A 26,233-nucleotide genomic window follows, 5' to 3' on the forward strand; every position below is an offset into this window, starting at 1 on the left:
GTGGACGCGAGCAACTGAGGACAAGCCCTCGGCCTATTAGTACCGGTCAGCTCCACCCATTACTGGGCTTCCACATCCGGCCTATCAACCCAGTCGTCTACTGGGAGCCTTACCCTCTCAAGGAGGTGGGAATACTCATCTCGAAGCAGGCTTCCCGCTTAGATGCTTTCAGCGGTTATCCCTCCCGAACGTAGCCAACCAGCCATGCCCTTGGCAGAACAACTGGCACACCAGAGGTTCGTCCGTCCCGGTCCTCTCGTACTAGGGACAGCCCTTCTCAATATTCCTGCGCGCACAGAGGATAGGGACCGAACTGTCTCACGACGTTCTAAACCCAGCTCGCGTACCGCTTTAATGGGCGAACAGCCCAACCCTTGGGACCGACTCCAGCCCCAGGATGCGACGAGCCGACATCGAGGTGCCAAACCATCCCGTCGATATGGACTCTTGGGGAAGATCAGCCTGTTATCCCCGGGGTACCTTTTATCCGTTGAGCGACGGCGCTTCCACAAGCCACCGCCGGATCACTAGTCCCGACTTTCGTCCCTGCTCGACCCGTCGGTCTCACAGTCAAGCTCCCTTGTGCACTTACACTCAACACCTGATTGCCAACCAGGCTGAGGGAACCTTTGGGCGCCTCCGTTACCCTTTGGGAGGCAACCGCCCCAGTTAAACTACCCATCAGACACTGTCCCTGATCCGGATCACGGACCGAGGTTAGACATCCAGCACGACCAGAGTGGTATTTCAACGACGACTCCACAACCACTGGCGTGGCCGCTTCACAGTCTCCCACCTATCCTACACAAGCCGAACCGAACACCAATATCAAACTGTAGTAAAGGTCCCGGGGTCTTTCCGTCCTTCTGCGCGAAACGAGCATCTTTACTCGTAGTGCAATTTCACCGGGCCTATGGTTGAGACAGTCGAGAAGTCGTTACGCCATTCGTGCAGGTCGGAACTTACCCGACAAGGAATTTCGCTACCTTAGGATGGTTATAGTTACCACCGCCGTTTACTGGCGCTTAAGTTCTCAGCTTCGCAACCCCGAAAGGTCACTAACCGGTCCCCTTAACGTTCCAGCACCGGGCAGGCGTCAGTCCGTATACATCGCCTTACGGCTTCGCACGGACCTGTGTTTTTAGTAAACAGTCGCTTCTCGCTGGTCTCTGCGGCCACCCCCAGCTCACGGAGTAAATCCGATCACCAGGTGTGGCCCCCCTTCTCCCGAAGTTACGGGGGCATTTTGCCGAGTTCCTTAACCATAGTTCACCCGAACGCCTCGGTATTCTCTACCTGACCACCTGAGTCGGTTTAGGGTACGGGCCGCCATGAAACTCGCTAGAGGCTTTTCTCGACAGCATAGGATCATCCACTTCACCACAATCGGCTCGGCATCAGGTCTCAGCCTTAACGTGTGACGGATTTGCCTACCACACGGCCTACACCCTTACCCCGGGACAACCACCGCCCGGGCTGGACTACCTTCCTGCGTCACCCCATCGCTTACCTACTACCACCTTGGTTCGCCGGCTCCACCACTTTCCATTCCCCGAAGGGTCCGGAACGGCTTCACGGGCTTAGCATTAATGGGCTCGATATTGGGCGTTTCAAAGCGGGTACCGGAATATCAACCGGTTGTCCATCGACTACGCCTGTCGGCCTCGCCTTAGGTCCCGACTTACCCTGGGCAGATCAGCTTGACCCAGGAACCCTTAGTCAATCGGCGCACACGTTTCTCACGTGTGTATCGCTACTCATGCCTGCATTCTCACTCGTGAACCGTCCACAACTCGCTTCCGCGGCTGCTTCACCCGGCACACGACGCTCCCCTACCCATCACAGCGGGCGTTGGCCCTCATGCTGCAATGACACGACTTCGGCGGTACGCTTGAGCCCCGCTACATTGTCGGCGCGGAATCACTTGACCAGTGAGCTATTACGCACTCTTTCAAGGGTGGCTGCTTCTAAGCCAACCTCCTGGTTGTCTCTGCGACTCCACATCCTTTCCCACTTAGCGTACGCTTAGGGGCCTTAGTCGATGCTCTGGGCTGTTTCCCTCTCGACCATGGAGCTTATCCCCCACAGTCTCACTGCCGTGCTCTCACTTACCGGCATTCGGAGTTTGGCTAAGGTCAGTAACCCGGTAGGGCCCATCGCCTATCCAGTGCTCTACCTCCGGCAAGAAACACACGACGCTGCACCTAAATGCATTTCGGGGAGAACCAGCTATCACGGAGTTTGATTGGCCTTTCACCCCTAACCACAGGTCATCCCCCAGGTTTTCAACCCTGGTGGGTTCGGTCCTCCACGAAGTCTTACCTCCGCTTCAACCTGCCCATGGCTAGATCACTCCGCTTCGGGTCTTGAGCGTGCTACTGAATCGCCCTGTTCGGACTCGCTTTCGCTACGGCTTCCCCACACGGGTTAACCTCGCAACACACCGCAAACTCGCAGGCTCATTCTTCAAAAGGCACGCAGTCACGAGATACAAGCAAGCTTGTATCCGACGCTCCCACGGCTTGTAGGCACACGGTTTCAGGTACTATTTCACTCCGCTCCCGCGGTACTTTTCACCATTCCCTCACGGTACTATCCGCTATCGGTCACCAGGGAATATTTAGGCTTAGCGGGTGGTCCCGCCAGATTCACACGGGATTTCTCGGGCCCCGTGCTACTTGGGTGTCTCTCAAACGAGCCGCTAATGTTTCGTCTACGGGGGTCTTACCCTCTACGCCGGACCTTTCGCATGTCCTTCGACTACATCAACGGTTTCTGACTCGTCCTGTCGCCGGCAGACGACAGAAGAGAGATCCCACAACCCCGCATGCGCAACCCCTGCCGGGTCTCACACGCATACGGTTTGGCCTCATCCGGTTTCGCTCGCCACTACTCCCGGAATCACGGTTGTTTTCTCTTCCTGAGGGTACTGAGATGTTTCACTTCCCCTCGTTCCCTCCACATGCCCTATGTGTTCAGGCATGGGTGACAGCCCATGACGACTGCCGGGTTTCCCCATTCGGAAACCCCCGGATCAAAGCCTGGTTGACGGCTCCCCGGGGACTATCGTGGCCTCCCACGTCCTTCATCGGTTCCTGGTGCCAAGGCATCCACCGTGCGCCCTTAAAAACTTGGCCACAGATGCTCGCGTCCACTGTGTAGTTCTCAAGCAACGACCAGCCACCCATCACCCCACCACTACGTGGCGAGTTCACTGGGGCCGGCATCGCGAAGGCAAGACCTTTCGGCCGTACCCTCAGATACCCAACAACGTGCCAAGCGTGAGCACCGTCCGTGCCGTTCCGTTCCACGCCGAAGCAGTACTAGGAAGACCATCAGGCCACTCACGCCAACTAATCAACGTTCCACCCATGAGCTGACCGTGCGAGACGTTTGCTCGCAATCGGTACTGTGCTCCTTAGAAAGGAGGTGATCCAGCCGCACCTTCCGGTACGGCTACCTTGTTACGACTTCGTCCCAATCGCCAGTCCCACCTTCGACAGCTCCCTCCCACAAGGGGTTGGGCCACCGGCTTCGGGTGTTACCGACTTTCGTGACGTGACGGGCGGTGTGTACAAGGCCCGGGAACGTATTCACCGCAGCAATGCTGATCTGCGATTACTAGCAACTCCGACTTCATGGGGTCGAGTTGCAGACCCCAATCCGAACTGAGACCGGCTTTTTGAGATTCGCTCCGCCTCACGGCATCGCAGCTCTTTGTACCGGCCATTGTAGCACGTGTGCAGCCCAAGACATAAGGGGCATGATGACTTGACGTCGTCCCCACCTTCCTCCGAGTTGACCCCGGCGGTCTCCTGTGAGTCCCCATCACCCCGAAGGGCATGCTGGCAACACAGGACAAGGGTTGCGCTCGTTGCGGGACTTAACCCAACATCTCACGACACGAGCTGACGACAGCCATGCACCACCTGTATACCGACCACAAGGGGGCACCCATCTCTGGATGTTTCCGGTATATGTCAAGCCTTGGTAAGGTTCTTCGCGTTGCGTCGAATTAAGCCACATGCTCCGCTGCTTGTGCGGGCCCCCGTCAATTCCTTTGAGTTTTAGCCTTGCGGCCGTACTCCCCAGGCGGGGAACTTAATGCGTTAGCTGCGGCACCGACGACGTGGAATGTCGCCAACACCTAGTTCCCAACGTTTACGGCGTGGACTACCAGGGTATCTAATCCTGTTCGCTCCCCACGCTTTCGCTCCTCAGCGTCAGTAATGGCCCAGAGATCCGCCTTCGCCACCGGTGTTCCTCCTGATATCTGCGCATTTCACCGCTACACCAGGAATTCCGATCTCCCCTACCACACTCTAGCCTGCCCGTATCGGATGCAGACCCGGGGTTAAGCCCCGGGCTTTCACACCCGACGTGACAAGCCGCCTACGAGCTCTTTACGCCCAATAATTCCGGACAACGCTTGCGCCCTACGTATTACCGCGGCTGCTGGCACGTAGTTAGCCGGCGCTTCTTCTGCAGGTACCGTCACTTTCGCTTCTTCCCTGCTGAAAGAGGTTTACAACCCGAAGGCCGTCATCCCTCACGCGGCGTCGCTGCATCAGGCTTTCGCCCATTGTGCAATATTCCCCACTGCTGCCTCCCGTAGGAGTCTGGGCCGTGTCTCAGTCCCAGTGTGGCCGGTCGCCCTCTCAGGCCGGCTACCCGTCGTCGCCTTGGTGAGCCGTTACCTCACCAACAAGCTGATAGGCCGCGGGCTCATCCTTCACCGCCGGAGCTTTCCAGTCTCGAAGATGCCCTCGAGACTCGTATCCGGTATTAGACCCCGTTTCCAGGGCTTGTCCCAGAGTGAAGGGCAGATTGCCCACGTGTTACTCACCCGTTCGCCACTAATCCACCCCGAAGGGCTTCATCGTTCGACTTGCATGTGTTAAGCACGCCGCCAGCGTTCGTCCTGAGCCAGGATCAAACTCTCCGTGAATGTTTACCGGTAATCCGGTGCAACACACACGAGAGCGGAACAGTCATGCCGGAATGTGGCCGACTGTTCACAGCGTCCTCGCTGTGCGCCACCCACAAGGGGTGGACTTTTTCAAAGGAACCTCGACCATCCGAAGATGGACGGGGTATCAACTAATCTGGCGTTGATTTTTGGCACGCTGTTGAGTTCTCAAGGTGCGGACGCTTCCTTTGTACTCACCCTCGCGGGCTTTCCTCCGGGCGCTTCCTTCGTTTCCGACTCTATCAGATCTTTCCGATCCGATTTCCTCGGTGCTTTCCGGTCCCTTTTCGACTCTCGTCGTTCCGGGCCCTTCCGGCGGTTCCGACTTTATCAGATTCATTTCCGCCGACCTTACGGACGGCTTCAGTGATTCGGATAAGGAATCGGGGTGGCTCCGTGGTCTTCGAAATCTTCGAATGAGACTCGAATCCTTGACCGGAGCGAGAGAGATTCTAACTTGTCCGCCCCGAGCTTGTCCAGCTCCGGGCAACCGTTTGAATCTACCTCCCCTCGCCACCCGTGTCAACGGGTTTTGTGGGCGAAGAGGAGACTAGCAGGTCAGCAGGGTGCTCCGCACATCGAGCTCAGGCTGCCGTCGGCAGTTCGGCCGTACGGTCCGCCTCTGCCACGTCGCCCGTGTCGCCGGCGCGGGCCGCGCGGCCGCCGAGCACGTACACGTACACGAGAAATGCCAGCTCAGCGGCGATGCCGATGGAGATGCGGGCCCAGGTGGGCAGGCCGGACGGGGTGACGAAGCCTTCGAGCAGGCCGGAGACGAAGAGGACCAGGGCGAGGCCGATGGCCATGCCGATCGCGGCGCGGCCCTGCTGGGCGAGGGCGGCGCGGCGGGTGGTGGGGCCGGGGTCGATGACGGTCCAGCCGAGGCGGAGGCCGGTGCCGGCGGCGACGAAGACGGCGGTCAGTTCGAGGAGGCCGTGCGGAAGGATCAGGCCGAGGAAGACGTCGAGGCGGCCGGCGGACGTCATCAGGCCGATGCCGATGCCGACGTTCAGCATGTTGGCGAACAGGATGTACAGCACCGGAAGGCCGAGGAAGGCGCCGAGGACCAGGCAGGTGGCGGCGGCCTGGGCGTTGTTCGTCCAGACCTGGGCGGAGAACGAGGCCGCCGGGTGGCTGGAGTAATAGGTCTCGTACGCCCCGCCGGGGCGGGTCATCTCGCGCAGCTCGGCGGGCGCGCCCAGTGCGGACTGGACCTCGGGGTGGGTGCCGATCCACCAGCCGATGAGGGCCGCGAGCAGGGTGGAGAGGATCGCCGTCGGTATCCACCAGTGGCGCGAGCGGTAGACCGCGGCCGGGAATCCGGCGGTCAGGAAGTCAGCGGCGTCGCGCCAGGAGGCCCGGCGGGTGCCGGTGACCGTGGCGCGGGCGCGGGCGATCAGCTGGGTGAGCCGGGCCGTGAGCATCGGGTCGGGGGCGCTGGACTGGATGAGCGAGAGGTGGGTCGCGGTGCGCTGGTAGAGCGCGACGAGTTCGTCGGCCTCGGCGCCGGTGAGGAGGCGGCCGCGGCCCAGCAGGTGGTCGAGGCGGTCCCACTCGGCTCGGTGGGTGGTGACGAAGACGTCGAGGTCCATGGTCGGCTGCTGCTCCAGGCACTGGGTGCGTACGGGTCCGTACTGCTCGTACTACTACTGCTGCTCGTACTACGTATGGCTGCTCGTACTACTGCGGCGCGCTGCGGGTCAGCTTGGCAGACTGGCGTTCGGACCGGGTTCGGGTGGGCGAACAAGGCGGGCGAGGAAGGGTGGGCTCCGTGAGCGGGGTGGTGACGGGGGACGCCGTCTATCTGGGGTTGGAGCCGGCGCGGCTGCCGACGCGGGCGTTGGCGATTCTGATCGATCTCGTCGTGGTGTGGGTGGGATTCCTGCTGATCAGCATCGGTCTCGCGGTCGCGACGGCCTCGCTGGACGAGGCGGCGGTGCGCGCCCTGTCGGTGGCCTCGTTCGTCCTCGTTCTGGTCGGTGCGCCGATCGCCGTGGAGACGCTGTCGCGGGGGCGGTCGCTCGGGAAGCTGGCGCTCGGGCTGCGGGTGGTGCGTGAGGACGGCGGCCCGATCCGTTTCCGGCACGCGCTGATGCGCGGGGCGATGGCGGTCGTGGAGATCCTGATGACCTTCGGGGTCGTCGCCTGCATCGCGTCGCTCGTGTCCGAGCGGGGGCGGCGGATCGGGGATGTGTTCGCCGGGACGCTGGTCGTAAGGGAGCGGGTGGCCGGCGGTCCGGGCGCGGGGCTGCTGGTGCCGCCTCCGCCGCCGTGGCTGGTGGGGCGGTTCGCGGGGCTCGATCTGTCGGCCGTGCCGGATTCGCTGTGGCTGGAGGTACGGCAGTACCTGACGCGGATGCGGCAGCTGGATCCGGCGATCGGGCAACGGCTCGCGGAGCGGCTGGCCGGTGAGCTCGTGGCGCGTACGGGCGCGCCCGCGCCGCCCGGGGTGCCGGCGGCGGCGTATCTGGCGGGTGTGGTGGCCGAGCGGCAGGCGCGCGAGGCGCGGCGGGCGTTCGCCTCCGCGGGCTCCTCGGCCTCCTCGGCCTCCTCCCAGCCTGCGACTTCCGTCCCCTCTGCTCCCTCCGTCCCCTCGGCGCCCTCGGCCTTTTCGGCTCCCGCTGCGCCCGTCACCCCTCCCCCGGTGTCCGCGGCGGATGCGGGGACGCCGCCCCCGCCTGCGACCGGGTTCGCGCCGCCCGCGTAGCGGCGGTCAGAAGACGTTAGGCGGGGTGTCGAGCTCTTCGAGTTCGATGCCGGGGGCCGAGAGGACCACGTCGCCGGCGAGGTGGACGGTGTGCCGTTCGCCCGTGTCGAGGGCGCTGACCTGGTACTCGTCCACGATCAGGGGGCCGTTGTCAGTGGCGTGCGCTTCACTCTTCACCAAGGCCCAGGACTGGTCGACCGTCAGGGGGGCGAGTACGGGATCCGTGAAGGCGACGAGCCGGATGCGGGTCTCCGGGGAATCGGGGGTGAGGCGCAGGAGTCGGGAGATCGCGACGAGGAATGCCGGGGACGTGCCGGTGAAGGCGTGGGCGCGCACATTGCCTTCGGTGGCATGGGTTCCGGTGGGGTCGGTACGGACCCAGGTGACGCCGTCGAGCGCGGCGCCGCGGACCTGCCAGTCGGCGGCGTGGAGTTCGAGGCGGATCGGGCGGCCGAGGTCGTCGACGGCCAGGTCGACGGAGCCTGTGGGGTCGCCGGAGGGGGATGTGGTCCGGGCGACGTAGCGCCAGCCGGAGGGGCCGGGCGCGCAGTGGAAGTGCTCTTCACCGAGGGGGGTGTGATCGTGCGGATCGTGGAGCGAATAGCGGCCTCGGGGCATGGGTCCTCGGGGTGCGTCCTGGAGCGGTAGCGGCTGGGGGAAACGGGGACAGGCCCCCCGGCACGGGGGTGCGGGGGGCCTGTCTGTGCCGCTGCGGGTGCCTGCGACGGGCGGGTGTCGGTGCGTACGCGTGCGCGTGTGCGTGCGTGTGTGCGCCGGTCACCCGCCGGTCGTGGGGATCAGTAGCGGTAGTGGTCCGGCTTGTACGGGCCCTCGACCTTGACGCCGATGTAGTCGGCCTGCTCCTTGCGGAGGGTCGTCAGCTTGACGCCCAGGGAGTCCAGGTGGAGACGGGCGACCTTCTCGTCGAGGTGCTTCGGGAGCACGTAGACGTCGGTCGGGTACTCCTCCGGCTTGGTGAAGAGCTCGATCTGGGCCAGGGTCTGGTCCGCGAACGAGTTCGACATCACGAAGGACGGGTGACCGGTCGCGTTGCCCAGGTTCAGCAGACGGCCCTCGGACAGGACGATCAGGACCTTGCCGTCCTCGAACGTCCAGGTGTGGACCTGCGGCTTGACCTCGTCCTTCACGATGCCCGGGATCTGCGCGAGGCCGGCCATGTCGATCTCGTTGTCGAAGTGACCGATGTTGCCGACGATCGCCTGGTGCTTCATCTTGGCCATGTCCGAGGCCATGATGATGTCCTTGTTACCCGTCGTCGTGACGAAGATGTCAGCCGTCTCCACGACCTCGTCCAGCGTCGTGACCTGGTAGCCGTCCATCGCCGCCTGCAGCGCGCAGATCGGGTCGATCTCGGTGACGATGACGCGGGCGCCCTGGCCGCGCAGCGACTCGGCGCAGCCCTTGCCGACGTCGCCGTAGCCGCAGACCACGGCGGTCTTGCCGCCGATCAGGACGTCGGTGGCGCGGTTGATGCCGTCGATCAGCGAGTGGCGGCAGCCGTACTTGTTGTCGAACTTCGACTTCGTCACGGCGTCGTTCACGTTGATCGCCGGGAAGAGGAGCGTGCCGGCCTGCATCATCTCGTAGAGACGGTGGACACCGGTCGTGGTCTCCTCGGTCACGCCGCGGATCTCGGACGCGAGCTGCGTCCACTTCTGCGGGGACTCGGCGAGCGTGCGGTTGAGGAGGCGGAGGATGTAGCCGTACTCCTCGCTGTCCGCGGTGGCCGGGTCCGGGGCCGAGCCGGCCTTCTCGAACTCGACGCCCTTGTGGACGAGGAGGGTGGCGTCACCGCCGTCGTCGAGGATCATGTTCGGGCCGCCGGTGGGGGTGTTCGGCCAGGTCAGCGCCTGCTCCGTGCACCACCAGTACTCCTCCAGGGTCTCGCCCTTCCAGGCGAAGACCGGGACGCCCTGCGGGTTCTCCGGGGTGCCGTTCGGGCCGACGGCGATGGCCGCCGCGGCGTGGTCCTGGGTGGAGAAGATGTTGCAGGAGGCCCAGCGGACCTCGGCGCCGAGGGCGACCAGGGTCTCGATGAGGACGGCGGTCTGCACGGTCATGTGCAGGGAGCCGGTGATGCGGGCGCCGGCGAGCGGCTGCTGCTCGGCGTACTCGCGGCGGATGGACATCAGGCCGGGCATCTCGTGCTCGGCGAGGGTGATCTCCTTGCGGCCGAACACGGCCAGGGACAGGTCGGCGACCTTGAAGTCCTGCGTGGCGACAGTCGTCATGACTGGAGCTGCTCCTCGTCAATCGGGTTCGAGGGTTCGAGTGGGCACCTGGCACCGCGGCTGTGGAGGACGCGGGCATACGAATGCCCGAGTGCTCCCGCGTCTTCCGCGGTGCAGTCGTCGGAGGCCCTCTCTCCCTCGGCCGGTCCGTGTACGGGACCGCCCGACCGCCATCAGCAGCGACGTCTGGCTGGTCACGAATCTACACCGATCGGCGCAGCGGCCCACAGTCCGCCTGGTGACGGATTCGGCCGGATCGGGGCCGGAACGGGGCTCGACAGCATGCCCCGGTGCCGCTTCGCGCCTATAGGGTGCGGGCCGAACTGCTGCTGGGAGGGGTTGGAGGGGTTGACGGGTATGAGACCGGGGCGGGGACTGCGGATCGCGGGCTGGGTGGTGCTGGTGCCGTTGGGAGTGGTGCTGGTCGTCGCGGGGCTGATGCTGCGGAGCGCGTATCCGGCACACCGGGTGCCGAGCGAATCGATGCGGCCCACCTACGAGCCCGGCGACATGCTCTACGCCGAGGTGGTGGAGCCGTCCGAGGTACGGCGCGGGGATGTCGTCCTCGTGTCCGTGCCCGAGTGGGGCATCACCGAGGGCCTGGGCGTGAAGCGGGTGATCGGGGTCGGCGGCGACCGGGTCACGGCCGACGAGCGGCAGGTGTACGTGAACGGCGAGCCGCTCAGCGAGCCGTACGTGGCCGGGGGCGACCCGATCGGGGGCATGCCCGACGTCAAGATCGATGTGAAGGTGCCGGAGGGGCGGCTGTTCCTGCTCGGCGACAACCGGGGCAACTCCCTCGACTCGCGCTTCCACCAGGAGCTCAGCGGCGGCACCGTCCCGGTGACGGCGGTACGGGAGCGGGCGGTGGACGGGCCGGTGGGCGGGGTCGCCGCCGTGGGCGGGTTCCTCGGTGGGGCGGCGGTCCTGTTGACCGGGTTCGGGCTCGGGCTCGCCGGTTCGCTGACCGGCCGGTCGGCGCGGCGGCGCGCGGCGACGCCGCCTCCCCCCGTCCCGTACGCCGTCCCCTGAAACGACGGAGGCCCCGGACCTCTGATCGGGTCCGGGGCCTCTCTTGTCGTCAGGTCGTCAGGTCGTCAGGCGTCCGCGGCGGCCCGCTGCTCGCTGTAGATGTCCGGCTCCAGGTAGATCACCCGGGCGATCGGGACGGCGGCGCGGATGCGCTCCTCGGCCGCGTCGATGGCGCGGGCGACCTGGGTGGCGGACTCGTCGTGCGCCACGGCGATCTTGGCGGCGACGAGGAGCTCCTCCGGGCCGAGGTGGAGGGTGCGCATGTGGATGAGGCGGGTGACGGTCTCGCCGTCGACGATCGCGTCCTCGATCTTCTTCACTTCCTCCACGCCGGCGGACTCGCCGAGCAGCAGCGACTTGGTCTCGGCGGCGAGGACGAGCGCGATGACGATGAGCAGGACGCCGATGCAGAGGGTGCCGATGCCGTCCCAGACGCCGTCGCCGGTCAGCAGGGCCAGGCCGACGCCGCCGAGGGCGAGGACGAGACCGATGAGGGCGCCGAAGTCCTCCAGGAGGACGACCGGGAGCTCGGGGGCCTTGGCGTGGCGGACGAAGTCCTTCCAGGACTTCTTGCCGCGGAGCTCGTTCGACTCCTTGATCGCGGTGCGGAAGGAGAAGCTCTCGGCGATGATCGCGAACACGAGGACACCGACCGGCCAGTACCAGGCCTCGATCGCGTGCGGGTGCTTGATCTTCTCGTAGCCCTCGTAGAGGGCGAACATGCCACCGACCGAGAAGAGCACGATGGAGACGAGGAAGGCGTAGATGTAGCGCTCGCGGCCGTAGCCGAAGGGGTGCTGCGGGGTGGCCTCGCGCTGGGCGCGCTTGCCGCCGAGGAGCAGCAGGCCCTGGTTGCCGGAGTCGGCCAGCGAGTGGACGGCCTCGGCGAGCATCGAGGACGAACCGCTGAAGAGGAACGCCACGAACTTGGCTACGGCGATCGCGAGATTGGCGCCGAGCGCCGCCACGATCGCCTTGGTTCCGCCTGACGCGCTCATGGGTGTGTCTGTTCCCTTCGTCGTGTGCTCGATGCTCCGGCCCGGGAGGGAGGCGCGGCCCCTGTCGCAGGGCAGCTTATTGCCATCCCTTTGCCGTCGTTCGGCCGGTCATTCTCGCATCAGGCGGGCATCGGGTCCGGGTCAGACCCGCGTCAGGCCACGACCGTGGCACGGAAGACCGTTCCCGTACCGGACAGTTCGGCCTTTTCGCCCGCCGGGACGAACGCCGATTCGCCGGGCGCGAGCGTCAGTTCGCCGACCGCCGGGCGGCCGGCGACGGCGAGCAGGATCTGCGGGGTGCCGGCGGTGAGGTCGGTGGGGGCGGCGCCCTCGGCGCGTACGTAGCGGGAGAGCCGGAACTCGTCGATCGGGGTGTCGTACAGCTCCTCGCCCGACGGGGAGGCCTCGGGGCGCAGGATCCCGGGGTCGTTGGGCTCGAAGCGGACGACCCGGAGGAGTTCGGGGACGTCGACGTGCTTGGGGGTGAGGCCGCAGCGCAGCACGTTGTCGGAGTTGGCCATGATCTCGACGCCGAGGCCGTCGAGGTAGGCGTGCGGGACGCCGGCGCCGAGGTAGAGGGCCTCGCCGGGCTGCAGGATGACCTCGTTGAGCAGCATCGCGGCGAGGACGCCGGGGTCGTTGGGGTAGTGGTGGGCGATCCGGGCGTACGTGGTGTGGGCGCCGCCCAGGCGGGCGGCGGCGTGCGCGGCCTCGGCGACGGTGTGCGCGATCTCGGTGCGGTCGGCGGTGAGCAGCGCGGTGAGGACCTCGCGCAGCGCGGCCTCCTCGGGGTGGGCGTGGAGGAGGTCGACATACGGCTTGAGGGAGTCGACGCCGAGGGCGGCCATGGTGTCGGCCGCGTCGGCCGGGTCGCGGAAGCCGCACATGCCGTGGAACGGCGTGAGCGCGCAGATGAGTTCGGGCTTGTGGTTGGCGTCCTTGTAGTTGCGGTGCGGGGCGTCGATCGGGACGCCCGCGGCCTCCTCGGCGGCGAATCCGGCGCGCGCCTGGTCGAGGTCGGGGTGGACCTGGAGGGAGAGCGGGGCGCCGGCGGCCAGCACCTTGAAGAGGAAGGGCAGCTGGGGGCCGAACTTCTCGACCGCGGCCGGGCCGAGTTCGCGTACGGGATCGGCGTCGATGACCTCGTTGAGGGGACCGCGGCCGGTGCGGGACGGGGCGCCGGGGTGGGCGCCCATCCACATCTCGGCCTGGGGCTCGCCGGTGGGGGCGACGCCGAGCAGTTCCGGGATGGCCGTCGTGGACCCCCAGGCGTACGGACGGACGGTGTTGACGAGGCGGTCCATGGGGCTTCCAGCTCTTTTCAGTGCGGTTGCGGTGGCGCGTCAGTGCGGTTGCGGTGCGCGGTGATGGACGTGTCGGACCGCCTGCCCGGCCGGTACGGGATGCGGCCCGGCTACTGCGGGGCTCGGCCCGCCGAGGCGAGGGAGAGGTAGACGGCGGCGAAGTCGGTGACGGCGAGGAGTTCGGCGAGGTTCTCCAGCGGGGTGCCCTCCTCCGCTTCCAGCTCGCTGATCGCGGTGTCGTGGCTGAGGGCGAGTTCGCGGGCGGCGGGGGCCGCGCTCAGTACGTTGCCCTCCGCCGGGCGGTCGCGGAGGAGGACGACGCGGGCGCGCAGCGCCTGCTGCTCCTCGACGCGGTCGCGGAAGAAGTCGTCGGGGTCGGCGCCGGCCGCGTAGTCCCCGGCGAGCAGCATGCCGTGGGCGGGCAGCGCCTCGGGCAGTTCGGCGGCGAGCGCGGGCAGGCCGGCGAGTTCGGCGAGGACGGCGGCGAAGCGGCGGCCGGTCGGCCCGGCGACCTCGCCCTCGGTCCACACCAGCGGGAGGGAGTCGGCGAGCTCGGCGGCGAGGGTCTTGGCCGGGTTGCTGTACGTGGCGATGGCGGGGCCGCAGCGCTCCGCCGTACGGTCCAGGCGGTCGGCGACCTGTTCGAGCGCCTCCGGCGGGGCCTCTACCAGGCCCACCCGGTCGAGCAGCGCGAGCAGCGGCGTGAACAGCGCCCACAGCGCGCCGGGGCTCGCGGCGAGGTTCTCCCCGTACTCGTCGGCCGTCTCGTGCGGGGCCATCGCCATCGGTACGAGCAGGCCGCGCGCGCCGCCGACCGACTCGGCCAGCGGGGAGTCCTTGGGGGTGACGGCGACGACGGTGACGCCGCGGCGGTACGCCTGCTCGGCGAGGAGCGCGAGTCCCGGCTCGGCGCCGTCCGTCGTCGGCAGGAGCAGCAGGTCGACCGAGCCGGCCCAGCCGGGCAGGGCCCAGCGCAGGGCGCCGGCGGCCGGTGCGACACCGGTCGGCTGGAGGCGGATCACCGGGGCCGCGGCGCCCGCGAGGGCGCCGACCAGATCGGCGACGCCCGCGGCGGCGGTGCCGGGGCCCGCGACGAGGACCGCGCGGGGGCGGCCCTCGGGGCGGAGCGCCGCGATGCCTGCCTCGGCGGCGTGCCGGGCGGCGGTCCGTACCCGCGCGCCCGCTTCGGCGGCGCCGCGGAGCAGTCCGCGGAGGTCGGCGAGCGCGAGGGCGTCCGGGGCGTCGAGGAGGGTCTCGTCGAGCATGTGGCGGGCCTCCGGTGGGTCGGCGGAGCGGGGCCGGCGGTGGCCGGCGGTGGGCCGGTGTGGGTGGTCCCCCGAGGGTGGTGCGCGTCAGCGCACGCTCGCATCCCGCGCGCCCCGTCCCGCGCCGGCTTCCCGGGGCGCGGGGCGGGCGGCGGAACGGGCGCTGGAGCGGGTCACTCGGGGCGGCGGGCCTCGTCGACGAGCAGGACCGGGATGCCGTCGCGCACGGGGTACGCGAGTCCGCAGTCGGCGGAGGTGCAGACGAGCTCCGGGGTCTCCTCCGCCGTCCGGTCGTTCAGCGGGGCGTGGCAGGCCGGGCAGGCCAGGATCTCCAGGAGGCCGGCTTCGAGCGGCATGGTGGTCCCTTCGGGGGGGGCGGTACGACAAGGTACCGGGGCGGGTCTACGGGCCTGGTCAGCCTACCGCCGGGCCGCGGTCGGCGCCCTTGGTGCGGGGCGGGGCGCCGGGGTTACGTTGCGGGGCGCGGCCGACGGTGGGGCGGCGGTGGGGGAACCGGGTGGGGAACGGGGGGCGACGGGTTGCCCGTGCGGGGTGCCCGTGCGGGCCTGCTTACGGGTGCGGGGGGTCCGGGTGGGCGGCCTGGTGAGCGCGGCGCGCTCGGGGCACGGGGGGCCACCGGGCGGGCGGCCCCGTCAGCGCAGCGCCCTCGGGGCGCGGGCAGGCGCAGGGAGCGGAGCGCGCCCGCAAGGGCGCCGTCCCGTGTGCCCACCCGTCCCGCCCTGCGGGACGAATGCCCACAACGGGAAACGGCGAAGGCCCGCCCCGCCCGTGCGGGTGGGCACCGCCCGTTAGGGGCGAAGACGCGCAACGGGAACGGCGCGCCCCGCCCGTGCGGGTGGGCACCGCCCGTTAGGGGCGAAGACGCGCAACGGGAACGGCGCGACACCGCCCGTGCGGGTGGGCACCGCCCTGCAGGGACGGACCCCGCGAACGGCGAAGGCCCGCCCCTGCGGGCGGGCCCTCGGGGCTGTGCTGCGGGCTACGCGCGGACCAGGGACAGGACCTCGTCGCGGAGGGCGGACATCGTCGGCTCGTCGCGGGCCTCGATGTTGAGGCGGAGGAGGGGTTCCGTGTTGGAGGCGCGGAGGTTGAACCACCAGTCGGCGGCGGTGACGGTGAGGCCGTCGAGCTCGTCGAGGGTGACGCCGTCGCGGTCGGCGTAGGCGGCCTTCACGGCGGCCAGGCGGGCGGTCTGGTCGGCGACGGTGGAGTTGATCTCGCCGGAGGAGGCGTAGCGGTCGTAGGCGGCGACCAGGGCGGACAGCGGGCCGTCCTGGCCACCGAGGGCGGCGAGGACGTGGAGCGCGGCGAGCATGCCGGTGTCCGCGTTCCAGAAGTCCTTGAAGTAGTAGTGCGCGGAGTGCTCGCCGCCGAAGATGGCGCCGGTCTTCGCCATCTCCTCCTTGATGAAGGAGTGGCCGACCCGGGTGCGCACCGGGGTGCCGCCGTTCTCGCGGACGACCTCGGGGACGGACCACGAGGTGATCAGGTTGTGGATGACGGTGCCGCCGGGGTTCTTGGCGAGCTCGCGCGCGGCGACGAGGGCGGTGATCGCGGACGGGGAGACCGGGTCGCCGTTCTCGTCGACGACGAAGCAGCGGTCGGCGTCGCCGTCGAAGGCGAGGCCGAGGTCGGCGCCCTCGGCGCGGACGCGGGCCTGGAGGTCGACGATGTTCTTCGGGTCGAGGGGGTTGGCCTCGTGGTTCGGGAAGGTGCCGTCGAGCTCGAAGTACATCGGGACGACGTCGAGCGGCAGGCCGTCGAAGACGGTGGGGACGGTGTGGCCGCCCATGCCGTTGCCGGCGTCGACGACGACCTTCAGGGGCCGGATGGCGCTGAGGTCGACGAGGCCGAGGAGGTGGGCGGCGTAGTCCTTGAGGGTCTCGCGCTCGCTGACCGTGCCCTCGGTCGCGGCCGGCTCGGGGGCGCCCTGCTCCGTCCACCGCTCGACGAGCGCGCGGATCTCGGAGAGGCCGGTGTCCTGGCCGACGGGGGCGGCGCCGGCCCGGCACAGCTTGATGCCGTTGTACTGGGCCGGGTTGTGGGAGGCGGTGAACATCGCGCCGGGCAGGCCGAGGGCGCCGGACGCGAAGTACAGCTGGTCGGTCGAGCAGAGGCCGATCAGGGTGACGTCGGCGCCGAGCCGGGCGGCGCCGCGCGCGAAGGCGGCGGCGAGGCCGGGCGAGGAGGGGCGCATGTCGTGGCCGATGACGATCGCGTCGGCGTCGACGACCCGCACGAAGGCCGCGCCGAAGAGCTCGGCGAGCGACTCGTCCCACTGATCCGGCACCACTCCGCGGACGTCGTACGCCTTCACGATCTGCGACAGATCAGCAGCAGTCACGGATCAATCCTCCTGAGGTCTCGGCTGTCGTTCGCGCGGATTGCGGCGCGCGTACGGACCGCCCAAACTACCCGGGACCGGACCTTGATCAGTTCTCGGGTGAACGCAGCACCCTAGTTCTCAGGTGAACGCAGCACCCTCAGGTGCCCGCGCCGGCCGACCTCCATGGGGTCGGCGCCGCGGCCGCCCGTACCGGGCTTGCCGCCGCCGGCCTCGGCCGCGCGCTCCTGGGGGCGGGCCGCCTCCCGTACCGCGTTGGCGAGGGCTTCGAGGTCGTCGCCGCTGGGGCGGGTGGGGGTGCTGGCGTCGTGGAGCCGCACGACCTCCCAGCCGCGCGGGGCGGTGAGGCGCTCGCTGTGCTCGGCGCACAGGTCGTAGCAGTGGGGCTCGGCGTAGGTGGCGAGCGGGCCGAGGACCGCGGTCGAGTCGGCATAGACGTACGTCAGTGTCGCGACGGCAGGGCGGCCGCACGCGGTGCGCGAACAGCGACGTACAGGGCTCACGACGTTGGACGGTACCGCACTCTTGAGCGGGCCGCGACGACTCTCCCCCAGGTCACTCCACCGTGTCGCGGTGTGACCTCCGCCACGGACCGGGTCCGATCGGCCGTTCTGACCTGCGGGAGCGGTGTGCCGGGCGGGTCGTGGTGGCGCGCGATCCGGACATCGGCCTGGGGAAATCCGGTCAATCACGGCCAGATGGCCGATCGCCGGGGCCCTGGAAAACGGGCGCGGGCTTGGCCGGATCGGTCGGGTTGCGACACGGGTGGCGGCCGGTCGCCACCGGCCCGGCCGTCCCGGACCGGTCCGGGAACACCGGGGAGAGTTACGCTGCGTCAGTGACGGACAGCACCCACAGCATGGACAGTGCGACGCCGCGCGTGCGACGCCGCGACCGGCACGGCCGCGGCATGCGGGGGCCGGTGGCCCCGCCGCAGGTGCCGCTGTCCGCGAGCCGGGCGGACAGCTTCCGCGATCTGGTCCTGGACTCGGTGGAGCGGCTCGAGCGGCACTGGCCGCAGCTGGCGGACGTCGAGTTCATGGTGATGGAGGTGCCGCCCACGGTCTCGGGCGAGCCCGTGGTGCCGCTCGGCGGCTCGACGCCGGCCGAGAAGAACGAGCCGGCCCGGGTCGTCGTCTACCGGCGCCCGGTCGAGATCCGCGCGAAGAACCGCGACGAGCGCGCGCTGCTGGTGCACGAGGTGGTCGTGGAGCAGGTCGCCGACCTGCTCGGCCTCTCCCCCGAGTCGGTCGACCCGCGCTACGGGCAGGACTGACCGGGGCGGGACCGACTGGGTCGGCTGACCCGGGCAGGGACCGAAAAGGGGCCGGCCCCACCCGTACGGGCGAAGAGGCCGGCCCCTGTGAGGGCGGGTGGGAGCGGGGTCAGTCGTCCAGGACGGTCAGGTCCTGGCGGGCCTTGGGGACCTCGACCTTGCTGTGGTCGTCCGTGAACGGCTGGATCGTGAACATCGGGATGCCGTCCTGCGGCAGTTCGAGCAGACGCGAGGCGTGCACCGGGCCGCCCGAGAGGCGCTCGACGGTGAGGGCGTAGGAGCCCTTGAGGCCGTCGGGGACCGGCGCGGCGAGGGAGGTGGTCGTGCCCGCCTTGAGGGTGACGGTCTTGCTGACCTTGGTGCCGCCCTGCGCGCCCGCGGAGGCGGTGATCCGCACCTCGGCGCCGCCGGCGGGCGCGGTCAGGGCGAGGGTGGAGCCCTTGGCGCGGTTGTCGGCGACGGTGGCGCGGCCCTCGATGGCGGCGGCGGCCGGGATGAACGCGATCTCCTGCTGCTCGCCCTTGCCGCGGGCCACCCGGAGCGCGGCGACGACCGGGGTGGCCTTCTTGGGGTCGGTGGGGGTCAGGAGCAGGGAGCCGGGCTCGCCGCGGGTGAGGTCGGGCAGGTCGACGGCGGCGGTCATGCCGGACTTCACGTGCACGGCGTCGGCGCTCGCCGGGACGATCTTGCCGGTCGGGGTGACCAGCTGGATCTTCAGGTCGGCGTCGGCGTCGCCGGGCGCGTAGGCGACCAGGCGGACCGAGGTGGCGTCGGCCGGGATGCCGGGCAGCACGGCGGTGCCGCTCGGGTCGGCGGAGGCCTGCAGCCAGTCGGCGCCCGCCTTGTCGTCGGCGGCGCCGACGACGGCGCCGACGCGGCCGCTGCGGGTGGTCACGTGGACGGTGAGGTCCTGCTGGGCCGGGTCGTTGGTGAGGGTGGAGAGCAGCACCGGGACGGTGGTGTGCGCCGGGACCGGGATGCCCTCGGTGGACAGCAGCTTGAGCGGGCCGGCCGGGCCGTACAGCTCGATGTCGGCGGTCGCGGTGCCGTCGTCCGGGTTGGTGAGGTGGACGTAGTCCTGGCGCTCCTTGGCGGTGGACACGGCCGGGAACCAGAAGTCGGTGTCCGGGGCGGTGCAGGTGACGCCGAGCAGGCCGCGGGCGCCGCCGGCCGGGACGACGGTGGTCTGCTGGACGGTCCAGCCGGGGGCCAGGCCGCCGCTCGCGGAGCCGGTGAGGGCGGGCGCGTCGGGGCCCTTCGCCTCGGCGTTGACCGGGGTGCCGGGCTTGGTGACGGTCGCCGGGGCCTTGGGCTTCTTGGTGGTCTTGGCGGGCTGCTCGCCGGGCGGCGGGGCGATGGGGGCGGGCTGCAGCTCGGCCTTGGCGGCGGTCCGCTCCTCCCCCTTCGCCTGCGCCGGCGCCTTCGCCGCCGGGGTGTCCTCGGGCGTGTACGAGGTGTACGTGGTCTCCGCGACCTCGGAGGTGCTGGGGCCGGGGCAGAGCAGGGCGGTGCGCTCGACGGGCAGCCGGGCGGCCTGCGAGGTGTTCACGGGCACGGCGCCGTCGGGGGCGGTGAGCGCAGCGACGCCGGTCACCGCCGCCAGGGTGCCGGCGACGGCGATCAGGGAGAGGGTGGTGCGCTTCACTGGTTGCTGCTCCCGTCCGGACGCTGCTGCTGCCCGTACCCGTAGGGGTCGTACGGGTCGTAGGGCTGCTGTTGCTCGTAGCCCTGCTGCTGCTCGTAGCCCTGCTGTTCATAGGGCTGCTGCTCGTACCCGTTCTGCTGGGCGTACGGGTCGTACTGCTGCTGAGCGTCGTACTGCTGGGGGTCGTACTGCTGCTGCGCGTACGGGTCGTACGCGTACTGCTCCTGGTAGTAGCCCTGCTGCTGCCCCGCGTACTGGCCGTCCCACTCGGGCTGCTGCTCGTACGTCTGCTGTTCCGGTACGGGGACGGGCACGGGCTCCGGCTCCGGCTCGGGTGCGGGCACCGCGGCCTCGCCGGCTTCCGCCGCGGCGCGCAGGCGGCGGGCTCGGCGGCCGTCGCCGTCGGCGGCGGTGGCCTGGGCGGGGAGGGCGAGCTCCTCGTCGGGCAGGTCGTCGTCGATGTCGCGGCGGCGGCCGGGCAGGGCGAGGACGAGCAGGACGACGGCGAGGAAGGCCTGGGTCCAGATCCACGCGGTGTGGGTGACCGGCTCCTCGAAGGTGAGGTCGAGGCGGCCCGCGGTCGCGGGGAGCTCGAAGCCCTGGGCCCAGCCGTCGACGGTGACCGGCTTGAGCTCCTTGCCGTCGAGGGTGGCGGTCCAGCCGGCGTCGGCGCGGTCGGCGACGCGCAGGACGCGGCCGGCGGGCCCGGCGGGGATCTTGGTGTGGGCCTCGACGGGGCCGGCGGCGACGGCGACCGGCCGCGCGGTCTCGGCGGCCGGGGCCGCGTCGGGGGTCTCGGTCGCCGTGCCGGCGGCCGCTCCGCCGTCCTTGGGGACGATCATGACGCGGGCGACCGCGTGTTCGCGGCTCACCTCCCACAGCGCGCTGCCGTCGAGCTGGCTGAGCCGGGAGAGGCCCGGGGTGGCGTCGAGGACGCGGCCCATCGCGCGCGGCGCCCCGTCCCGTACCAGGACGAAGCGGATGGCGAAACCGCTCAGCTCCTCGGTCTGGTCGGCGCCGGAGCCGGCCACGAGGTGGGAGACGACCTGGTCGAGGCGCGGGTCGCTGCCGCCGGTCGCGGTGAGTTCGGCGTCGCCGAGGCGGGCGCCGGAGCCGCGGACCAGGGTGTACGACACCTCGCCCGACCCGCCGCCGCCGAGGACGAGGGTGCGGGCCTGGTCCTCCTCGCCGCTCTCCTCGGCGACGAACGCGGGCACCTGGACCGGGTCGCGGCGGGTGAGCGGACCGTCGGCACCGCCGATCATCCAGCCGGCCGCGGAGAGCAGCGGGCCGGCGGCGCAGGCGAGGGCGACGAGGGCGGCGACGGGCTGGCGCCAGCCGAAGCCATGGGCGGCGACGCGGGTGCGGCCGCCCTCGGCGCCGATGGTGCCGGCGGCGAGCAGCGCGGCGCCGTAGACGAGGGTGGCGGGGCCGGACCAGCCGGTCTCGCCGTCGCCGGCGCCGTTGGTGAGCACGGCGAAGAGCAGGCCGCCGAGGGCGGCGGCCCAGGCGGCGCGGACGGCGAGGGTGCGGTCCTCGCGGAGCAGTCCGGCCAGGCCGGCGCCGACGAGGCCGAGGAGCAGGATGCCGCCGAGGGTGCCGGGGCCGCCGGGGCTGGTGCCGAGCAGGTCGAGCGCGGAGGCGCTGCCCGTACGGATGTCGAGGCCGGCCTCGCGCAGGAAGGCGGAGGGGCCGGTCAGCAGGGTGAGCGACCAGGGGGCCAGGAGCAGGATGGGGGTGCCGACGGCGGCGACGAAGCGCAGCGCGTACGCCGTGATGTCGTCGCGGCGCAGGGCGAGGACGCCGAGGCCGAGGAGGACGGCGAGCGGCCAGACGACCGGCGTGAACGCGGTCGCGAAGGTCAGCAGGAAGGTGTACGCCCAGGTGGCGCGCCAGCTGCCGCGCTCGCCGCGCGGACGGTTGAGGCCGTGGGCGGCGACAGCGGCGCGGGCGATCAGCGGGAGCAGGATCGCGAGGACGGCGGTGCCGAGGCGGCCGGTGGCGAGCGCGCCGGTGGCGGCGGGCAGGAAGGCGTAGGCGATGGCGGCCCAGGCGCGCAGGAGGCGGGACTCGACGATGCCGCGGGAGGCGAAGTAGGCGGTGAAGCCGGCCAGCGGGACCGAGCAGACGAGCAGCACGGTCAGCGCGAAGGAGGTCGAGCCGAGGAACAGCGCGGAGAGCGCGGCCAGGACGGCGAGATACGGCGGGGCGGTCTGGGTGCCGCCGGTGCCGATGGCGTGCCAGCCGTCGGCGTAGCGCGACCAGAGGCCGGAGACGGTGTCGGCGGCGGGCAGCAGGGCGCCGCCGGTCAGCGAGCCGCCGCCGAAGAGGTTGCGGCAGGCGACCAGGGAGACGACGAGGAGGAGGGCGAAGAGGACCGGTCCGGGCTTGCGGGCGATCTTCTTCAGCCGGGCGAACTGCTCGATCTCCAGGTAGTCGGCGTCGTCGCCGCCGGGGCCGGACTCGACGACGCCGTGCCGGGAGCCGCCGGAGTCGGCGTCGGAGCCGCCGAAGTGGGAGGCGAGCTGTTCGGCGGCGGCGCGGACGGTGGCGCCGGGCGCGGGGAAGAGCGGGCGCAGTTCGCTCGAGGGCACGGCGGGGTGCTTGCGCCGGCCGCGCGCGGCGAGGATCTTCTCGGGCCGCAGCAGGGTGGCGAGCAGGCCCATGACCTCGTCGACGGCCTGGCCGGGCGCCTTGCCGACGAGATAGCCGAGGGTGCGCAGCAGGGTGCCGAGGACGAGGCGGAGGAAGACGTACGGCAGGGCGGCGCCGCGGGTGTTGGCGAGCAGCGTGTAGACGGCGCCGGCCTTGTCGACGCGGTGCGGGTTGGCGGCCGAGCGGCCGGCGCAGTCGACGGTGCGGCGCTCGCGGGCGGAGGCCTCGGCGTGGCGGAGCACGGCGTCGGGGGCGACGAGGACGCGGTGGCCGGCGGAGTGGGCGCGCCAGCACAGGTCGACGTCGTCGCGCATGAGGGGCAGCCGGCGGTCGAAGCCGCCGAGCTCCTCGAAGACGTCGCGGCGGATCAGCATGCCGGCGCTGGAGACGGAGAGCACGGAGCGGACCTGGTCGTGCTGGCCCTGGTCCTGCTCGCGGCGGTCGAGGCCGGTCCAGCGGCGGCCGCTGCGGGCGATGGAGACGCCGGCTTCGAGGAGCTGCTTCTTGTCGTACCAGCCGCGCAGCTTGGGGCCGACGACGGCGATGTCGCCGTCGGAGTCCGCGACGCGCAGGAGTTCGGTGAGCGCGCCGGGCTCGGGCGCGCAGTCGTCGTGGAGCAGCCAGAGCCACTGCACGGGCTCGCCGTGTGGGAGTTCGGGCAGGTCGTAGGCGTCGTCGCGCCAGCTGCGGGTGACCGGGTCCCAGCCGCTGGGGCGCTTCAGATACGGCAGCTCCTCGGGGCCGAGGACGGGCGCGGTGCGCGCGGCCTCCTCGACGGCGGCGCCGAATCCGGTGCGGCGGGCGAGGTGGAGGACGCGGTCGGGGCCGAGCGAGTCGGCGAGCAGCCGCGCGGAGTCGTCGGCGCTGCCGGTGTCGGCGGCGACCACGTTCTGGACGGGGCGCTCCTGGGCGAGCAGCCCGGCGAGGGCGTCCGGCAGCCAGCGGGCGCCGTCGTGGGCGACGAGCACGGCGGTGACGACGTGTCGTGGGAACTCAGGAGTTGAGGACATCGAGCTACGGCCCCTCCGGCCGGGGGTCGCCCGGTGAAGGGCGTGGATGCGTCTCGGACGGAGGCCCACACTAGTAGCTGGCACGACAACGGTCCGCCGCCTGTGGACAACCACGGGGTGCGGACCGTTCGTTGTGTACGTCGTTGTGGACGTCGTGTACGTCGTTGCGGACGTCTTGGTATACGTCGCGGTGTACGGCGTGATGTACGGCGCGGTGTACAGACGTCCTTCCAGACGTCCTTCAGACGGCCGCCTTCTTCAGGCGGCGGCGTTCGCGCTCGGACAGACCGCCCCAGATACCGAAGCGCTCGTCGTTCTGCAGCGCGTATTCGAGGCATTCGGAGCGGACCTCGCAGGCGAGGCAGACCTTTTTCGCCTCCCGGGTCGAGCCGCCCTTCTCGGGGAAGAAGGACTCGGGATCGGTCTGGGCGCACAGTGCGCGCTCCTGCCAGCCGAGTTCCTCGTCCGCGTCCTCGACCAGCAGTTCCTCGAACAACTCGGTCATGTGCGCCCCTCGTCCGTCCATTGCGTCCCCGTGATTGGCCGTCTTCGATCCGGGATCGATCCCGGATCAGTCCCGGCCGAACGACACGAGTGAAATTACAAGTTCGTGCTCTGTGCGAGTCAAGCCGAGATCTGCTATTGGGCCCCGTATTCACTCTGCGGAACCAAGCCTATGCGGAAAGTGTTCAAATCACCAAAAACCTGACACATGCCACGGGCCTGTCCGCACCGTCACGCCCCACACAGAAGGACGTCCGGGAGTCGAATCCTGTTGCGATTCGGCCACGGAAGCGATCCGGATCACAGTCTGATCACAAGACCCCCACCGTGTTTACGGCGCCGGTTGCTGCGCCATGTCTCCTGGTCACGCGGTGCGCAAACCTTTCTTCGCGCACTGTAACCGGATGAGGTGAAACATTGCCGCCAAATCGGGCATTGGGTTGACAGTCGGGTGTCCCTCACGCCACTTTGGTGGCATGCCAGCGACCGCAGCGCTCTTCGCGACCCACGCCCGTGGGTTCCGCCGCGCTGTCCAGACGCGTTCCTGTCGCTGTTGCTGTCCCAGCTGTTGATGCGCGCGTTCTGCGTCTAGCGCTCCAGCCCCTTCGCGGCCGCCGTCCCGCCGCCGCTGCCTCACCCCTTGCTCTGCGACACCCCGCACTTCTGCCGAGGAACCACCGCATCCCATGAACATGGACAGCGACCTTCAGATCGCCGGCGACATCCTTGAGGTCCCGCACCTCCTGCAGCCCGCCCGCGAGCACCCCGCCACCGTGGCCGAGTTCGCCGGTCTCGCCCGCGAGATCGCCGCCGACCGCGCCCTGTGGGCCCCGTACGTCGAGTACGACGCCACCACCCGCTGGTACCACCGGCTGCGCACCGGCCCCGGCTACGAGATCTGGCTGCTCTCCTGGCTGCCCGGCCAGGGCAGCGGCCGGCACGACCACGGACAGTCCTCCGGCGTGCTCACCGTCCTGTCGGGCGAGTTGACGGAGCGTACGGAGCGGGGCGGGCGGAGCCTGGACGCGGGCGCGCAGCGCGTGTTCGCGCCCGGGTACGTCCACGAGGTCGTCAACGACTCCCTCGAACCCGCCGTCAGCCTGCACGTCTACTACCCGGGCCTCACCGACATGCCGATGCACGAGTCGACGCGCGAGTCGCCCGAGTCGATGCACGAGTCGCTGACCTCACAGTGCGGCTCTGCCCCGACGGCCCCCGGAGTCGTCACCGCCTGACAAACTGCATGGCATGCGCATTGTGGTTCTGGCCGGTGGCATCGGTGGTGCCCGCTTCCTTCGCGGCCTCAAGCAGGCCGCGCCCGACGCGGAGATCACGGTCATCGGCAACACCGGTGACGACATCCATCTCTTCGGTCTCAAGGTCTGCCCCGACCTCGACACCGTGATGTACACCCTCGGCGGTGGCATCAACGAGGAACAGGGCTGGGGCCGCGAGGACGAGTCCTTCACGGTCAAGGAGGAGCTCGCGGCGTACGGGGTCGGGCCCGAGTGGTTCGGCCTCGGCGACCGCGACTTCGCCACCCACATCGTCCGCACCCAGATGCTGGGCGCCGGCTATCCGCTCAGCGCCGTCACCGAGGCGCTGTGCGCCCGCTGGCAGCCCGGCGTCCGGCTGCTTCCGATGTCGGACGACCGGGTCGAGACGCATGTGGCCATCGAGGTCGACGGCGAGCAGCGGGCGGTGCACTTCCAGGAGTACTGGGTGAAGCTGCGCGCCTCCGTCGACGCGCTGGCCGTCGTGCCGGTCGGCGCCGAGCAGGCGAAGCCCGCGCCGGGCGTCCTTGAGGCCGTCGCCGCCGCCGACCTCATCGTCTTCCCGCCGTCCAACCCGGTCGTGTCCGTCGGCACGATCCTCGCCGTGCCCGGCATCCGCGAGGCGGTCGCCGCCGCGGACGCGCCGGTCGTGGGCCTCTCCCCGATCGTCGGCGACGCGCCCGTGCGCGGCATGGCCGACAAGGTGCTCGCGGCGGTCGGCGTCGAGTCCACGGCCGCCGCCGTCGCCCTGCACTACGGCTCCGGGCTGCTCGACGGCTGGCTCGTCGACACCGTCGACGCGGGCACGGTCGCCGACGTCGAGGCGGCGGGCATCCGCTGCCGCGCGGTGCCGCTGATGATGACCGACCTGGACGCGACGACGGCGATGGCGCGCGAGGCGCTGGCGCTCGCGGCGGAGGTCAAGGCGTGACGGCGGGGGCGGCAGGGACGGAAGGGCCCGCCAGGGCCGAAGGACC

17 protein-coding genes and 2 rRNA genes are annotated in these 26,233 nt (G+C 69.9%); 5 read left to right on the forward strand and 14 right to left on the reverse strand.

What is annotated here, in order from left to right:
* Nucleotides 1-16: 16 nt before the first annotated feature.
* The 3 genes from JAO84_RS13545 to JAO84_RS13555 form a co-directional block, all read right to left on the reverse strand.
* Nucleotides 17-3,137, reverse strand: a 23S ribosomal RNA gene (locus JAO84_RS13545).
* A gap of 285 nt (nucleotides 3,138-3,422) precedes the next feature.
* Nucleotides 3,423-4,948: ribosomal RNA gene (locus tag JAO84_RS13550) — 16S ribosomal RNA — on the reverse strand.
* Together the 16S and 23S rRNA genes form the textbook arrangement of a ribosomal RNA operon.
* Before the next feature lie 605 nt (nucleotides 4,949-5,553).
* The gene (locus tag JAO84_RS13555; RefSeq protein ID WP_370413088.1) at nucleotides 5,554-6,561 is read right to left on the reverse strand and encodes a stage II sporulation protein M; all 1,008 of its coding nucleotides are present in this window, start codon (nucleotides 6,559-6,561) and stop codon (nucleotides 5,554-5,556) included.
* A gap of 179 nt (nucleotides 6,562-6,740) precedes the next feature.
* Between JAO84_RS13555 and JAO84_RS13560 the strand changes: the two genes are divergently transcribed.
* Entirely contained in the window at nucleotides 6,741-7,676 is a 936-nt protein-coding gene (locus JAO84_RS13560) for an RDD family protein (RefSeq protein ID WP_370413089.1), read from the forward strand.
* 6 nt (nucleotides 7,677-7,682) lie between these two features.
* Here JAO84_RS13560 and JAO84_RS13565 read toward each other — a convergent pair whose 3' ends face one another.
* Together JAO84_RS13565 and ahcY are read right to left on the reverse strand one after the other, a co-directional pair.
* Nucleotides 7,683-8,294, reverse strand: a complete 612-nt coding sequence (locus JAO84_RS13565) for a hypothetical protein (protein WP_370413090.1) — start codon at nucleotides 8,292-8,294, stop codon at nucleotides 7,683-7,685.
* 179 nt (nucleotides 8,295-8,473) lie between these two features.
* Nucleotides 8,474-9,928, reverse strand: coding sequence for an adenosylhomocysteinase (gene ahcY, locus JAO84_RS13570; protein WP_370413091.1), 1,455 nt, complete (start codon nucleotides 9,926-9,928; stop codon nucleotides 8,474-8,476).
* A 357-nt stretch (nucleotides 9,929-10,285) separates the two neighbouring features.
* Between ahcY and lepB the strand changes: the two genes are divergently transcribed.
* Entirely contained in the window at nucleotides 10,286-10,960 is a 675-nt protein-coding gene (gene lepB, locus JAO84_RS13575; protein ID WP_370413092.1) for a signal peptidase I, read from the forward strand.
* 65 nt (nucleotides 10,961-11,025) lie between these two features.
* Here the strand turns inward: lepB and JAO84_RS13580 are convergent, their stop codons facing one another.
* The 6 genes from JAO84_RS13580 to JAO84_RS13605 all read right to left on the reverse strand — a co-directional run bounded on the left by JAO84_RS13580 (nucleotide 11,026) and on the right by JAO84_RS13605 (nucleotide 17,446).
* Entirely contained in the window at nucleotides 11,026-11,958 is a 933-nt protein-coding gene (locus JAO84_RS13580) for a cation diffusion facilitator family transporter (protein ID WP_370413093.1), read from the reverse strand.
* A gap of 152 nt (nucleotides 11,959-12,110) precedes the next feature.
* The gene (gene manA, locus JAO84_RS13585) at nucleotides 12,111-13,262 is read right to left on the reverse strand and encodes a mannose-6-phosphate isomerase, class I (RefSeq protein ID WP_370413095.1); all 1,152 of its coding nucleotides are present in this window, start codon (nucleotides 13,260-13,262) and stop codon (nucleotides 12,111-12,113) included.
* A 110-nt stretch (nucleotides 13,263-13,372) separates the two neighbouring features.
* A complete protein-coding gene (locus tag JAO84_RS13590; RefSeq protein WP_370413096.1) occupies nucleotides 13,373-14,527 on the reverse strand; it encodes an SIS domain-containing protein in 1,155 nt (384 codons plus the stop codon).
* 173 nt (nucleotides 14,528-14,700) lie between these two features.
* Nucleotides 14,701-14,883 carry a Trm112 family protein gene (locus JAO84_RS13595; protein WP_265868984.1) on the reverse strand — a complete coding sequence of 61 codons (183 nt, stop codon included), beginning with the start codon at nucleotides 14,881-14,883 and terminating at the stop codon, nucleotides 14,701-14,703.
* Nucleotides 14,884-15,527: 644 nt separating this feature from the next.
* On the reverse strand, nucleotides 15,528-16,892 hold the full coding sequence (locus JAO84_RS13600; RefSeq protein ID WP_370413097.1) for a phosphomannomutase/phosphoglucomutase: 1,365 nt from the start codon (nucleotides 16,890-16,892) through the stop codon (nucleotides 15,528-15,530).
* A gap of 113 nt (nucleotides 16,893-17,005) precedes the next feature.
* Entirely contained in the window at nucleotides 17,006-17,446 is a 441-nt protein-coding gene (locus JAO84_RS13605; RefSeq protein ID WP_370416753.1) for a DUF3499 domain-containing protein, read from the reverse strand.
* Between the two features lie 305 nt (nucleotides 17,447-17,751).
* Between JAO84_RS13605 and JAO84_RS13610 the strand changes: the two genes are divergently transcribed.
* Nucleotides 17,752-18,168, forward strand: coding sequence for a metallopeptidase family protein (locus JAO84_RS13610; protein ID WP_265868998.1), 417 nt, complete (start codon nucleotides 17,752-17,754; stop codon nucleotides 18,166-18,168).
* 109 nt (nucleotides 18,169-18,277) lie between these two features.
* On the opposite strand, the gene JAO84_RS13615 is transcribed toward JAO84_RS13610, so the two are convergent.
* The 3 genes from JAO84_RS13615 to JAO84_RS13625 form a co-directional block, all read right to left on the reverse strand.
* Nucleotides 18,278-19,813, reverse strand: a complete 1,536-nt coding sequence (locus tag JAO84_RS13615) for a DUF5719 family protein (RefSeq protein ID WP_370413098.1) — start codon at nucleotides 19,811-19,813, stop codon at nucleotides 18,278-18,280.
* Nucleotides 19,810-23,478 carry a glycosyltransferase family 2 protein gene (locus tag JAO84_RS13620; RefSeq protein WP_370413099.1) on the reverse strand — a complete coding sequence of 1,223 codons (3,669 nt, stop codon included), beginning with the start codon at nucleotides 23,476-23,478 and terminating at the stop codon, nucleotides 19,810-19,812. The genes JAO84_RS13615 and JAO84_RS13620 overlap by 4 nt, the downstream gene beginning before the upstream one ends.
* 241 nt (nucleotides 23,479-23,719) lie before the next feature.
* Nucleotides 23,720-23,983, reverse strand: a complete 264-nt coding sequence (locus JAO84_RS13625; RefSeq protein WP_265868980.1) for a WhiB family transcriptional regulator — start codon at nucleotides 23,981-23,983, stop codon at nucleotides 23,720-23,722.
* A 685-nt stretch (nucleotides 23,984-24,668) separates the two neighbouring features.
* Here JAO84_RS13625 and JAO84_RS13630 point away from each other — a divergent pair.
* Nucleotides 24,669-25,217 (forward strand): cysteine dioxygenase family protein, encoded by a 549-nt coding sequence (locus JAO84_RS13630; RefSeq protein ID WP_370413100.1) that lies wholly within the window; start codon nucleotides 24,669-24,671, stop codon nucleotides 25,215-25,217.
* A gap of 13 nt (nucleotides 25,218-25,230) precedes the next feature.
* Nucleotides 25,231-26,187, forward strand: a complete 957-nt coding sequence (gene cofD, locus JAO84_RS13635; protein WP_370413101.1) for a 2-phospho-L-lactate transferase — start codon at nucleotides 25,231-25,233, stop codon at nucleotides 26,185-26,187.
* The last annotated feature ends 46 nt before the right edge of the window (nucleotides 26,188-26,233 follow it).

Source organism: Streptomyces fradiae (assembly GCF_041270065.1).
Lineage (GTDB): Bacteria > Actinomycetota > Actinomycetes > Streptomycetales > Streptomycetaceae > Streptomyces.

What these genes read in the sequence shown, in the direction of transcription:
- JAO84_RS13555 (WP_370413088.1), bottom strand. Translation starts at nt 6,561, where the DNA reads ATGGACCTCGACGTCTTCGTCACCACCCACCGAGCCGAGTGGGACCGC.
- JAO84_RS13565 (WP_370413090.1), bottom strand. Translation starts at nt 8,294, where the DNA reads ATGCCCCGAGGCCGCTATTCGCTCCACGATCCGCACGATCACACCCCC.
- ahcY (WP_370413091.1), bottom strand. Translation starts at nt 9,928, where the DNA reads ATGACGACTGTCGCCACGCAGGACTTCAAGGTCGCCGACCTGTCCCTG.
- lepB (WP_370413092.1), top strand. Translation starts at nt 10,286, where the DNA reads ATGAGACCGGGGCGGGGACTGCGGATCGCGGGCTGGGTGGTGCTGGTG.
- JAO84_RS13580 (WP_370413093.1), bottom strand. Translation starts at nt 11,958, where the DNA reads ATGAGCGCGTCAGGCGGAACCAAGGCGATCGTGGCGGCGCTCGGCGCC.
- manA (WP_370413095.1), bottom strand. Translation starts at nt 13,262, where the DNA reads ATGGACCGCCTCGTCAACACCGTCCGTCCGTACGCCTGGGGGTCCACG.
- JAO84_RS13590 (WP_370413096.1), bottom strand. Translation starts at nt 14,527, where the DNA reads ATGCTCGACGAGACCCTCCTCGACGCCCCGGACGCCCTCGCGCTCGCC.
- JAO84_RS13595 (WP_265868984.1), bottom strand. Translation starts at nt 14,883, where the DNA reads ATGCCGCTCGAAGCCGGCCTCCTGGAGATCCTGGCCTGCCCGGCCTGC.
- JAO84_RS13610 (WP_265868998.1), top strand. Translation starts at nt 17,752, where the DNA reads ATGGACAGTGCGACGCCGCGCGTGCGACGCCGCGACCGGCACGGCCGC.
- JAO84_RS13620 (WP_370413099.1), bottom strand. Translation starts at nt 23,478, where the DNA reads ATGTCCTCAACTCCTGAGTTCCCACGACACGTCGTCACCGCCGTGCTC.
- JAO84_RS13625 (WP_265868980.1), bottom strand. Translation starts at nt 23,983, where the DNA reads ATGACCGAGTTGTTCGAGGAACTGCTGGTCGAGGACGCGGACGAGGAA.
- JAO84_RS13630 (WP_370413100.1), top strand. Translation starts at nt 24,669, where the DNA reads ATGAACATGGACAGCGACCTTCAGATCGCCGGCGACATCCTTGAGGTC.
- cofD (WP_370413101.1), top strand. Translation starts at nt 25,231, where the DNA reads ATGCGCATTGTGGTTCTGGCCGGTGGCATCGGTGGTGCCCGCTTCCTT.